The organism is Cellulomonas olei (assembly GCF_039548315.1).
Classification (GTDB): domain Bacteria; phylum Actinomycetota; class Actinomycetes; order Actinomycetales; family Cellulomonadaceae; genus Cellulomonas.
In genome coordinates this window covers 45,032-56,877 of record NZ_JBCLVN010000024.1, presented here as the reverse complement: position 1 = coordinate 56,877, position 11,846 = coordinate 45,032, and the positions used below count along the sequence as shown (strand labels likewise).

Sequence of the window (11,846 nt, the reverse complement as noted above, 5' to 3'; positions counted from 1 at the left end):
CGCCAGGAGACACCGATGGTCCAGGGCCCCCACCCGGCACCTCCCCGCAGGCCGGCCCCGTCCGCACCCGCGGCCGCCGCACCCGAGCCGCGCGACGGCGCGCGGCTCGCCGAGCCCACCGCGATCCGGCCGCGTCCCGTCGTCACCGAGCAGGTGACCGGCGCGAAGTCGATCGTCCGCTCGCTCGAGGAGGCCGGCGCCGAGGTCGTCTTCGGCATCCCCGGCGGCGCGATCCTGCCGACCTACGACCCGCTCATGGACTCCACCCGCCTGCGGCACATCCTCGTGCGGCACGAGCAGGGCGGCGGCCACGCGGCCGCCGGGTACGCCCACGCCACCGGCAGGGTCGGCGTCTGCATGGCGACCTCCGGGCCGGGCGCGACGAACCTCGTCACGCCGATCGCCGACGCGAACATGGACTCCATCCCCATGGTGGCCATCACCGGCCAGGTGGGCGCCTCGCTGATCGGCACGGACGCGTTCCAGGAGGCCGACATCGTCGGCATCACGCTGCCGATCACGAAGCACAACTACCTCGTGACCGACCCCGCCGACATCCCGCGCACCATCGCCGAGGCGTTCCACATCGCCTCGACCGGCCGCCCGGGACCGGTGCTGGTCGACATCGCCAAGTCGGCCATGCAGACGGACACCACGTTCAGCTGGCCGCAGCAGATGGACCTGCCGGGCTACCACCCGGTGACCAAGCCGCACGGCAAGCAGATCCGCGAGGCCGCCCGCCTGCTGGCCACCGCCCGCCGCCCGGTGCTCATGGTCGGCGGCGGCGTCATCCGCTCCGGCGCCTCCGCGGAGCTGCGTCGACTGGTCGACGCCTCCGGTGCCGCCGTCGTGACGACCCTCATGGCCCGCGGCGCCCTGCCCGACACCCACCCGCAGCACCTCGGGATGCCCGGCATGCACGGCACGGTCGCCGCCGTCGCGGCGCTGCAGAAGGCCGACCTCGTCGTGGCGCTCGGCGCGCGGTTCGACGACCGCGTCACCGGCAAGCTCTCCTCGTTCGCGCCGTCCGCGACCATCGTGCACGCCGACATCGACCCCGCGGAGATCGGCAAGAACCGCGCGGCGGACGTGCCGATCGTCGGCGACCTGCGGGAGGTCATCACCGACCTGCTGCCGGAGCTCGCCAAGGAGCAGGCGCACCACGGCAAGCCGGACCTCGAGGCGTGGTGGCGGCAGATCGACGCCTGGCGCGAGACGTTCCCGCTCGGCTACGACGAGCCGAGCGACGGCCACCTCGCCCCGCAGCACGTCATCTCCCGCATCGGGGAGATCTCCGGCCCGGAGTCGATCTTCGTGGCCGGCGTCGGGCAGCACCAGATGTGGGCCGCGCAGTTCATCAAGTACCAGCGGCCCAACTCGTGGCTGAACTCCGGCGGGCTCGGGACCATGGGCTTCTCGGTGCCCGCGGCCATGGGGGCGAAGGTCGGCGACCCGGACCGCACGGTCTGGGCCATCGACGGCGACGGCTGCTTCCAGATGACCAACCAGGAGCTCGCCACCTGCACGATCAACGACATCCCGATCAAGGTGGCGGTGATCAACAACTCCTCGCTCGGCATGGTCCGGCAGTGGCAGACGCTGTTCTACGAGTCGCGCTACTCCAACACCGACCTGCACACCGGGCACGGCACGGTGCGCGTCCCCGACTTCGTGAAGCTCGCCGACGCGTACGGCGCCGTCGGGCTCCGGTGCGAGACCGCCGCGGACGTGGACGCCACGATCCAGCGGGCCATGGAGATCGACGACCGGCCCGTCGTCGTGGACTTCACCGTGTCGCGCGACTCGATGGTGTGGCCGATGGTCGCCGCCGGCGTGAGCAACGACGACATCCAGTACGCCCGGGGCATCAGCCCGGCGTGGGACCGCGAAGACTGACCCGGGAGCGAGCAGATCATGAGCCGTCACACCCTCTCCGTCCTCGTGGAGAACAAGCCCGGTGTGCTGACCCGCGTCGCGGGCCTGTTCGCCCGGCGCTCGTTCAACATCCACTCCCTCGCCGTGGGCCCGACCGAGCACGAGGAGATCTCGCGCATCACGGTCGTGGTCGACGTCGACGAGCTGCCGCTGGAGCAGGTCACCAAGCAGCTGAACAAGCTCATCAACGTCATCAAGATCGTCGAGCTCGAGGACGCCGCCTCCGTGCAGCGCGAGCTGCTGCTGGTGAAGGTGCGCGCCGAGGGCGCCACGCGCACGCAGGTGCTCGAGGTCGTCGACCTGTTCCGCGCCCACGTGGTGGACGTCGTGCCCGACACCGTCACCATCGAGGCCACCGGCTCGCCGGCGAAGCTCACGGCGCTGCTCGCGGCGCTCGAGCCGTTCGGCGTCCGCGAGATCGTCCAGTCCGGCACCGTGGCCATCGGCCGCGGGCCGCGTTCCATCACCGACCGCGCGCTCGAGCGCGTGAGCCGGTCCGCCTGACCACCCGACCCGCACCGTCCCACACACAAGGAGATCCATCGTGGCTGAGCTGTTCTACGACGACGACGCCGACCTGTCGGTCATCCAGAGCAAGAAGGTCGCCGTCATCGGCTACGGCAGCCAGGGGCACGCGCACGCGCTGAACCTGCGCGACTCGGGCGTCGACGTCACCGTCGGCCTGCGCGAGGGCTCGTCGTCCCGCGCGAAGGCCGAGAACGAGGGCCTCGCGGTCGCCGGGGTCGCCGAGGCCGTGCAGGGCGCCGACGTCGTCGTGATCCTCGCGCCGGACCAGGTGCAGCGGCACATCTACCGCGACGAGATCGCCCCGAACCTCAAGGACGGCGCGGCCCTGGTCTTCGGCCACGGCTTCAACATCCGGTTCGGCTACATCAAGCCCGAGGCCGGGCACGACATCGTCATGGTCGCCCCGAAGGGCCCCGGCCACCTCGTGCGCCGCGAGTACGTCGACGGCCGTGGCGTGCCGGTGATCGTCGCCGTCGAGCAGGACGCGTCCGGATCGGCCTGGGACCTCGCGCTGTCCTACGCCAAGGGCATCGGCGGCCTGCGCGCGGCCGGCATCAAGACCACGTTCACCGAGGAGACCGAGACCGACCTGTTCGGCGAGCAGGCGGTCCTCTGCGGCGGCGTGTCGCAGCTGATCCAGTACGGGTTCGAGACGCTGACGGAGGCCGGCTACCAGCCCGAGGTCGCGTACTTCGAGGTGCTGCACGAGCTCAAGCTGATCGTCGACCTCATCTTCGAGGGCGGCATCACCAAGCAGCGCTGGTCGGTCTCCGACACGGCCGAGTACGGCGACTACGTCTCCGGCCCCCGGGTCATCACGCCCGACGTGAAGGAGAACATGAAGGCCGTCCTCGCGGACATCCAGAGCGGCGCGTTCGCGGAGCGGTTCATCGCCGACCAGGACGCCGGCGCCCCGGAGTTCCAGGCGCTGCGCGCGAAGGGTCAGAACCACCCGATCGAGCCCGTCGGCCGCGAGCTGCGCAAGCTGTTCGCCTGGGTGAAGCCGTCGGACACCGACTACGTGGAGGGCTCGGCCGCGCGCTGACCGGAGGTGGGGGTGAGGGGTCCCCGGGATTCGTCCCGGGGACCCCGCTCCGTCCGTCCGCGGGGGAGGATGGCGGGATGGGTGCGACGAGCGAGGGGCCGGCGGACGGCGTGGACGTGGGCGCGGAGATCCTCAGGTTCTGGGAGATCGCGCGGGTGCGGGCCGGGGTGGTGCGGCTGGTGTCGGTGACCGGGCCCGACGTGCACGGCACCCTCGTGCCGCCGACGTGGTCCGCCGGGGAGGACCCGGAGGAGGCGGACCGGTTCCTCGCCCGGGTGCTCGACGGCACGGCGACGACGTCCTCGACCGCGCTGGCGGACCTCGAGGACGCGGACCAGCCGCTGCCGGTGCGGGGCGACCTCGCGATCGTGCTCGACGGAGCGGGCCACCCGGGGGCGCTGATCCGGACGACCGAGGTGCGGACCGTGCGGTCCGGGGAGCCGGGGGCGGGCGGCGACGCGGGCGCTCCGGTGGTGGTGGAGCGGTTCGAGCTGCTCTACCCGCGGTCGTCCGACCGCTGAGACAGTCGTCCCGACGGGTGGGACGCACGGCTAGGGTGGGAGACATGGCGCAGCAGATCAACCTGGCGGTCGTCGCGGGTGACGGCATCGGGACCGAGGTCGTGGAGCAGGGGCTGCTCGCGCTGGAGGCGGCGCTGTCCGGCACCGGCACCACGGTCGCCACGACGGACTTCGACCTCGGCGCGCGCCGCTGGCACGCCACGGGGGAGACCCTCACCGACGAGGACCTCGCCGCGATCCGCACGCACGACGCGATCCTGCTCGGCGCCATCGGCGACCCGAGCGTGCCGTCCGGCGTCCTGGAGCGCGGGCTGCTGCTCAAGCTGCGCTTCGCGCTCGACCACTACGTCAACCTGCGGCCCGCCAAGCTGTACCCGGGCGTCGCGTCGCCGCTGGCCGCGCCCGGCGACGTCGACTTCGTGGTCGTCCGCGAGGGCACCGAGGGCCCGTACGTCGGCAACGGCGGCGCGATCCGCGTGGGGACGCCGCACGAGATCGCCAACGAGGTCAGCGTCAACACCGCGTTCGGCGTCGAGCGCGTGGTCCGCGACGCGTTCGCCCGGGCCGCCGCCCGCCCGCGCAAGAAGCTCACGCTCGTGCACAAGCACAACGTCCTCGTGCACGCCGGCCACCTGTGGCGGCGCACCGTCGAGGCCGTGAACGCCGAGTTCCCCGACGTGACGGTCGACTACCTCCACGTCGACGCGGCGACGATCTTCCTCGTCACCGACCCGGCCCGGTTCGACGTCATCGTCACCGACAACCTGTTCGGTGACATCCTCACCGACCTCGCCGGCGCCATCGTCGGCGGCATCGGGCTGGCCGCGTCCGCGAACATCAACCCGGACCGCACCGCGCCGAGCATGTTCGAGCCCGTGCACGGCTCCGCCCCGGACATCGCCGGGCAGGGCAAGGCCGACCCCACCGCGACCGTGCTGTCCGTCGCGCTGCTGCTCGACCACCTCGGCGAGCACGACGCCGCCGCGCGCGTCGAGGCCGCGGTCGCCGCCGACGTGGCGGAGCGGGGGACGCGAGTACGGTCGACGGCCGAGGTGGGCAAGGACCTCGCCGCGCGCATCGCCGGCTGAGCGCCCCACCCGCGCGGACCCGTCCGCGCCTGTCCACCCCGGCCGTCGCCCAGGTACCGTCGTCCCGACTCCTGGTTGAAAGGCCGCCACCGATGAGCATCTCCGACACCGACCTCGCGTTCGAGGTCCGCCCCACCGACACCCCCACCCCCCAGGCCGAGCGGGAGTCGCTGCTCGCCACGCCGAAGTTCGGCACCGTCTTCACCGACCACATGGCCCGCGCCTCCTGGACGCAGGGCCTCGGCTGGCACGACCGCCGGGTCGAGAAGTACGGCCCGCTGCAGCTCGACCCCGCGACCGCGGTGCTGCACTACGCCCAGGAGATCTTCGAGGGGCTCAAGGCGTACCGGCACGACGACGGCTCGGTCTGGACGTTCCGGCCCACCGCGAACGCCGAGCGCCTGCAGCGGTCCGCGCGCCGCCTGGCCCTGCCCGAGCTCCCGACCGAGGACTTCCTCGCCTCGATCACCGCGCTCGTGCGCACCGACCTCGACTGGGTGCCGTCGGGGGAGGAGACCAGCCTGTACCTGCGGCCGTTCATGTACGCGTCGGAGGCGTTCCTGGGCGTGCGGCCGTCGCTGCAGGCGGAGTACCTGGTCATCGCCTCGCCGGTCGGCTCGTACTTCGCCGGCGGCGTGAAGCCGGTGTCCATCTGGGTGTCCCAGGACTACGCCCGCGCGGGCGCCGGCGGCACGGGGGCGGCCAAGTGCGGCGGCAACTACGCCGCGAGCCTGCTGCCGCAGCAGGAGGCGTACGCCCGCGGCTGCGAGCAGGTGTGCTTCCTCGACGCCGCCACCGGGACCCTCCTGGAGGAGCTCGGCGGCATGAACGTGTTCGTCGTCGGCGCCGACGGCTCGGTGTCGACCCCGCGGCTGTCCGGGTCGATCCTCGAGGGCGTCACCCGGTCGTCGATCCTCACGCTGCTGACCGAGCAGGGCCGGGAGATCCGGGAGCGCGACATCCCGCTGACGGAGCTGCTCGCGGGGCTGCGCGACGGGTCGGTCGCCGAGGTGTTCGCCTGCGGCACGGCCGCCGTCGTGACGCCGATCGGGCGGCTCGCGGGCGGGGACTTCGACGTCACGGTCGGCGACGGCACCGCCGGCGCGGTGACCACCGGCATCCGCGCGGCCCTGACGGACATCCAGTACGGCCGCGCCGCGGACCCGCACGGCTGGATGCACCGCCTGGCCTGACGCGGTGCGGCCGACCCGCCGACGCACCCGCCCGGCCCCGCCGCCCGCGTCCCGCCCCGCCCGCCCGCGAGTTCGGCATTCGCAGTCGAGTTCGGCACCTGGAGCTGCCGAACTCGCACGCCGACTGCCGAACTCGCGGGAAGGGGTGGGGGTGGGGCGGGGCGGATGGGACGGGTGGGGGTGCCCGGGCGTCCCGGGGGGTGGACGGGGCTGACGGCGCGCGTGACGTGTGCCACGATGGCGCACATGACCGTTCGTCACCCGATCGTCATCGCCTAGCGCGTCCGCCCACCCCCGCGGACGCGCCGACCTCCCGAACCCGGGGGGTCTTTTTGTTGCCGCACGCCCACACGCTCACCCGGCTCGCACCGTCCTCCTCGCCGAGAGAAGCCCGACCGTGACCTCTGCACCCCGCGACGACGCCCCCGCCTCGCTGCCGCGCACCGGCGCCGCCCACCCCGTGGCGGACGGCCCGGGCGCGTTCGACGTCTACGACACCACCCTGCGCGACGGCGCCCAGCAGGAGGGCATGAACCTCTCCGTCGCCGACAAGCTGGCGATCGCCCCGCTGCTGGACGAGCTGGGCGTCGGCTACATCGAGGGCGGGTGGCCGGGCGCGATCCCGAAGGACACGGAGTTCTTCGCCCGCGCGGCCAAGGAGCTGGACCTGCGGCACGCCGTCCTGGCGGCGTTCGGTGCGACCCGCAAGCCCGGCGTGCGGGCCTGGGACGACCCGCAGCTGCGGGCGCTGCTCGACTCGGAGGCCCCGGTCGTGACGCTGGTCGCGAAGAGCGACTCCCGGCACGTGGAGCGGGCGCTGCGCACCACGGTCGCGGAGAACCTGGCGATGGTCGCGGACTCCGTCCGGCTGCTCGTCGGGGAGGGCCGCCGGGTGGTCGTCGACGCGGAGCACTTCTTCGACGGGTTCCGGCACGACCCCGCCGCGGCCCGCGACGTCGTGCTCGCGGCGGCCGAGGCCGGCGCGGAGACGGTCGTGCTGTGCGACACCAACGGCGGCATGCTCCCCACCCACGTCGCCGACGTGATCCGCGACCTGCGGGCCGCGCTCGGCACGGCGGACCCGCTGGTGCGCCTCGGCGTCCACGCGCACAACGACTCCGGCTGCGCGGTGGCGAACACCCTCGCGGCCGTCGAGGCGGGCGCGGTGCACGTGCAGGGCACCGTGAACGGCTACGGGGAGCGCACGGGCAACGCCGAGCTGCTGTCGGTCGTCGCGAACCTGGAGCTCAAGACCGGTCGCAGCGTGCTCGCCCCGCCGCCGGACGGCTCCGGCGGCCTGGCCGAGATGTCGCGCATCGCCCACCAGATCAGCGAGATCACCAACATCGCGCCGTTCGCCCGCCAGCCCTACGTCGGGGTCAGCGCCTTCGCGCACAAGGCGGGGCTGCACGCCTCGGCGATCCGCGTCGACCCGGACCTGTACCAGCACATCGACCCGCAGGCCGTCGGGAACGACATGCGGATGCTCGTCTCGGAGATGGCGGGGCGCGCGTCGGTCGAGCTCAAGGGCCGGGAGCTCGGGTTCGACCTGGCCGGGCAGGACGAGGTGCTGACGCGGGTCACCCAGCGCGTCAAGGACGCCGAGGCGCAGGGCTACACGTACGACGCGGCGGACGCGTCGTTCGAGCTGCTGCTCGCCGAGGAGGTCGAGGGCGGACGTCCCGCGTACTTCCGGGTCGAGTCCTGGCGCACGATCGTGGAGCGGGCGGGGTCCCGCGGCACCCCGGCGACGGCCGAGGCGACCGTGAAGCTGCACGCCGGGGGTGAGCGCATCGTCGCCACCGGCGAGGGCAACGGCCCGGTCAACGCCCTGGACCACGCCCTGCGCCTGGCGCTCCAGCGGGTGTACCCGGAGCTGGCGGAGTTCGAGCTCATCGACTTCAAGGTGCGCATCCTCGACGCGATGCACGGCACCGACGCGGTGACCCGGGTGCTCATCGAGACCACGGACGGGCAGACCGCGTGGAGCACCGTGGGGGTGGGGCCGAACCTCATCGAGGCGTCGTGGGAGGCGCTGACGGACTCGGCGATCTGGGGCCTGCGGAACCGGGGCGTCGCGCCGCGCTGACACGGGGCTCCGGCATGCTGGGGCTGTGAGGGTCGTCGTCGCGGTGGACGCGTTCAAGGGGTGTCTCTCGAGCGCGCGCGCCGGGGAGGCCGCCGCAGCGGGCGTGCGCGCCGCGGACCCCGGAGGGTCGGTGCGCGTCGTGCCGGTCGCGGACGGGGGCGAGGGGACCGTCGACGCCCTGCTCGCCGCCCGGCCGGGGCGCCGGGTGGTCGCTCCGGTCGTCGACGCGGTCGGCCGGCCGGTGGACGCGGCGTACGCGGTGCTGGACGGGGACGACGCGGGGCCGGCGGGCGGGCCCAGGGGCGACGAGCGCGCGGGCGGCCCCGGTCGCGCCGCCGGCCGGACCGCCGCCGGCCCGACCGCCGTCGTCGAGGCCGCCTCCTGCGTCGGGCTCGGCCAGGTCGACGTCGGCCCCGACCTGCCCCCTCGGGCCGGCTCCGCGGGGCTCGGCCTCCTGCTCCGGCACGCGGTCGACGGGGGCGCGCGCCGGGTGGTCGTCGCGCTCGGCGGCACGGCGTGCACGGACGGCGGGCTGGGGCTGCTGCTGGCGCTGGGTGGCGCCGCCCGCTCCCGGGACGGGTCGCCGCTCGGTGGCCCCGGCACCAACCCGCTGTGGGACTTCGGGTCGCTCGACGCCCTGCCGGACCTCGGTGCGGTCGACCTCGTCGTGCTCACCGACGTCGACAGCCCGCTGCACGGGCCCGCAGGCGCGGCGCACGTGTTCGGCCCGCAGAAGGGTGCGACGCCCGCGCAGGTCGCCCACCTGGACGACCGGCTCGTCGCGTGGGGCTCGGCGCTGGCGGCCCGCGGGCGCGCGGTCGCGGACGTCACCGGGGCGGGTGCCGCCGGGGGGCTCGGCGCGGCGCTGCTCGCCCTCGGCGCGCGCCGGGAGCCGGGGTTCGCGCACGTGGCCCGCGCCGCACGGCTGGAGGAGGCGCTCGCGGGCGCCGACCTGGTGCTGACGGGCGAGGGACGGTTCGACGCGCAGACGGCCCGCGGCAAGACACCGGCCGGTGTGGCGGCGCTCGGGCGCGCCGCGGGGGCCGTGGTGGTGGCGCTCGCGGGCGCCGTCGACGTGCGCGGGGACGCCGCGGCGGGGCCGTTCGACGCGGTGCTCCCCGTGCACCCGCGGCCGCTCCCGGCGGCGGAGGCGCTCGACCCGGCGACCACCGCCGCGCACCTCACCGCGACGGCCGCGCAGGTGACGCGGCTGGTCGCCGCGGCCCGCCGCCGTCCGACCGGAAATCGCCGTGCGCCCGCGCCCGGGCGCCCCGTACCGTCGCCCGCATGGGAACGCTGAGCAGCGCGGCCGCCGCGGCCGTCGCACGCCCCCGGACCGCCTGAGCGCGGCCGGCCGTCCGACCGGTCGTCGCCTCCGGATGCCCCCGAGCACCCGGAGCCGGGCCGAGAACCCTCCCGCCCCTCCGGGTGCTCCGTCCTGCCTGCGACTGGAGCACCTCCCGTGCGACACCCCCACGGCGGCCGGCACGAGCTCGGCCAGAACTTCCTGCACCACCGCCCCACCGTCGACGCCGTCGTGCGGCTGGTCGGCGCCACCGACGGGCCGGTCCTCGAGATCGGCGCCGGCGACGGCGCGCTGACCCGGCCGCTCGCCGCTCTCGGCCGCGACGTCCTCGCCGTCGAGCTCGACCCGCACCGCGCCGACCGGCTGCGCGCCCGGGTGCCCGGCGCGACCGTGCTGTGCGCCGACGCGCTGCGCGTCCCGCTGGACCGGCCGGTGGTGGTCGGCAACATCCCGTTCCACCTGACGACGCCGCTGCTGCGCCGCCTGCTGCACCACGGCCGGTGGCGGCACGCCGTGCTGCTCACCCAGTGGGAGGTGGCCCGCAAGCGCGCGGGCGTCGGGGGGCGCACCCTGCTCACCGCGCAGACCGACCCGTGGTTCGAGGTCGCGCTGCGCGGCCGGGTGCCCGCGGACGCGTTCCGGCCCCGGCCGTCGGTCGACGGCGGTCTGCTCACGGTCGACCGGCGCCACCGCCCGCTGGTCGACCCGGGCGAGCGGGACGGCTACCAGCGGTTCGTCGGCGCCGTGTTCACCGGGGCGGGGCGCGGCCTGGACCAGGTGCTCGCGGGGGCGGCGCGGGTCCCGGCCCCGGCCGCCCGGCGCGCGCTGTCGGACGCGGGCGTGCCGGCGCGGGCGCTGCCGCGCGACCTGCGGCCCGAGCAGTGGGCGGCGCTGTGGCGGGCGCTGCGCTCCCCGGCCGGGGCACCACGTCGAGGTCCCCGACGACCACGCCGGTCCGGGGCCTAGGATCGGGACCGTGCGTGGCGAGTACAAGGTCCCCGGCGGCAAGCTCGTGGCAGCGGACGTGGAGGTGGCAGGCGGGTCGCTCACCGAGGTGAGCGTCAGCGGCGACTTCTTCCTCGAGCCCGACGCCGCCCTGGCGGTCATCGACGAGTCCCTGCGGGGGCGCCCTGCGGACGCGCGGGTGGCCGACCTGACGGCGGCGATCGAGGAGGGGCTGCGCCGCGCCGAGTCCGACGGCCGCTTCGACGCGCCCGTGCACATGGTCGGCTTCACGCCCGAGGCCGTGGCGATCGCCGTGCGGCGCGCGCTGGGCCACGCGACGTCCTGGCAGGACCACACCTTCGAGCTCATCCACCCCGGCCCGCTGCCGCCCGCCGTGCTGGGCGCGCTCGACCAGGTGCTGACCGAGGAGCTCGCCGCGGGCCGGCGCGGCCCGACGCTGCGGTTCTGGGAGTGGGACGAGCGGGCCGTGTTCATCGGCTCGTTCCAGTCGCTGCGCAACGAGGTCGACCCCGAGGGCGCCGCGAAGCACGACGTGACCGTGGTCCGGCGGATCTCCGGCGGCGGCGCCATGTTCATGGAGGCCGGCAACTGCATCACGTTCTCGCTCGTGGTGCCGGCGTCGCTCGTCGACGGCCTGTCGTTCGAGCAGTCGTACCGGTTCCTCGACGACTGGGTGATCGGCGCGCTGGCCGACGTGGGCGTCACGGCGACGTTCTCCGGGCTGAACGACATCGCCTCGCCGGCCGGGAAGATCGCCGGGTCCGCGCAGAAGCGCCTGGCCGGCGGGGCGGTCCTGCACCACATGACGATGGCCTACGACATCGACGCGGACAAGATGCTCGAGGTGCTGCGCATCGGCCGGGAGAAGCTGTCGGACAAGGGCACGACCAGCGCGAACAAGCGTGTGGACCCGGTGCGGTCCCAGACCGGCCTGCCGCGCGAGCAGGTCATCGACGCGTTCGTCGCGCACTTCCGGTCGCGGTACCGGACGGTCGACGGCGCCCTGCGGCCGGAGGAGCTGGAGCGGGCGCAGCAGCTCGTCGAGGAGAAGTTCGGCAACCCGGAGTGGACGGCGCGCGTGCCGTGAGCCGGGCTCGAGCGGCCGGGCGCGCCGCAGGACCAGGGTCGGATCGGGGAGGTCCCCGATGCGGCGGACGGGTCCCGTCCGCGAGGCT

General features: G+C 74.7%; 9 protein-coding genes and 1 pseudogene. All 10 read left to right on the top strand.

Features of this window, described 5'->3' with window-relative positions; translation table 11 throughout:
* Positions 1–15: 15 nt before the first annotated feature.
* The 10 genes and pseudogenes from AAHH18_RS09195 (at position 16) to AAHH18_RS09150 (ending at position 11,758) form a co-directional block, all read left to right on the top strand.
* Positions 16–1,896 (top strand): acetolactate synthase large subunit, encoded by a 1,881-nt coding sequence (locus tag AAHH18_RS09195; protein ID WP_343301417.1) that lies wholly within the window; start codon positions 16–18, stop codon positions 1,894–1,896.
* An 18-nt stretch (positions 1,897–1,914) separates the two neighbouring features.
* Positions 1,915–2,439: an acetolactate synthase small subunit gene (gene ilvN / locus AAHH18_RS09190; protein ID WP_222171754.1), complete on the top strand. Its 525-nt coding sequence runs from the start codon at positions 1,915–1,917 to the stop codon at positions 2,437–2,439.
* A gap of 22 nt (positions 2,440–2,461) precedes the next feature.
* Positions 2,462–3,508: pseudogene (gene ilvC / locus AAHH18_RS09185) on the top strand (ketol-acid reductoisomerase); the annotation flags it as partial.
* A 77-nt stretch (positions 3,509–3,585) separates the two neighbouring features.
* Positions 3,586–4,029 (top strand): hypothetical protein, encoded by a 444-nt coding sequence (locus AAHH18_RS09180; RefSeq protein ID WP_343301401.1) that lies wholly within the window; start codon positions 3,586–3,588, stop codon positions 4,027–4,029.
* Positions 4,030–4,073: 44 nt separating this feature from the next.
* The gene (locus AAHH18_RS09175) at positions 4,074–5,117 is read left to right on the top strand and encodes a 3-isopropylmalate dehydrogenase (protein ID WP_343301400.1); all 1,044 of its coding nucleotides are present in this window, start codon (positions 4,074–4,076) and stop codon (positions 5,115–5,117) included.
* 92 nt (positions 5,118–5,209) lie between these two features.
* The gene (locus tag AAHH18_RS09170; protein ID WP_283320964.1) at positions 5,210–6,310 is read left to right on the top strand and encodes a branched-chain amino acid aminotransferase; all 1,101 of its coding nucleotides are present in this window, start codon (positions 5,210–5,212) and stop codon (positions 6,308–6,310) included.
* A gap of 460 nt (positions 6,311–6,770) precedes the next feature.
* A complete protein-coding gene (cimA, locus tag AAHH18_RS09165) occupies positions 6,771–8,399 on the top strand; it encodes a citramalate synthase (protein ID WP_283321856.1) in 1,629 nt (542 codons plus the stop codon).
* 25 nt (positions 8,400–8,424) lie between these two features.
* Complete coding sequence (locus AAHH18_RS09160; protein ID WP_343301399.1) at positions 8,425–9,699, top strand: glycerate kinase; 1,275 nt, start codon at positions 8,425–8,427, stop codon at positions 9,697–9,699.
* Positions 9,700–9,861: 162 nt separating this feature from the next.
* The gene (gene erm, locus AAHH18_RS09155) at positions 9,862–10,671 is read left to right on the top strand and encodes a 23S ribosomal RNA methyltransferase Erm (RefSeq protein WP_343301398.1); all 810 of its coding nucleotides are present in this window, start codon (positions 9,862–9,864) and stop codon (positions 10,669–10,671) included.
* Positions 10,672–10,681: 10 nt separating this feature from the next.
* Positions 10,682–11,758 carry a lipoate--protein ligase family protein gene (locus tag AAHH18_RS09150; protein WP_283320961.1) on the top strand — a complete coding sequence of 359 codons (1,077 nt, stop codon included), beginning with the start codon at positions 10,682–10,684 and terminating at the stop codon, positions 11,756–11,758.
* Positions 11,759–11,846: the final 88 nt, after the last annotated feature.

What these genes read in the sequence shown, in the direction of transcription:
- AAHH18_RS09195 (WP_343301417.1), top strand. Translation starts at nt 16, where the DNA reads ATGGTCCAGGGCCCCCACCCGGCACCTCCCCGCAGGCCGGCCCCGTCC.
- AAHH18_RS09170 (WP_283320964.1), top strand. Translation starts at nt 5,210, where the DNA reads ATGAGCATCTCCGACACCGACCTCGCGTTCGAGGTCCGCCCCACCGAC.
- AAHH18_RS09180 (WP_343301401.1), top strand. Translation starts at nt 3,586, where the DNA reads ATGGGTGCGACGAGCGAGGGGCCGGCGGACGGCGTGGACGTGGGCGCG.
- AAHH18_RS09175 (WP_343301400.1), top strand. Translation starts at nt 4,074, where the DNA reads ATGGCGCAGCAGATCAACCTGGCGGTCGTCGCGGGTGACGGCATCGGG.
- ilvN (WP_222171754.1), top strand. Translation starts at nt 1,915, where the DNA reads ATGAGCCGTCACACCCTCTCCGTCCTCGTGGAGAACAAGCCCGGTGTG.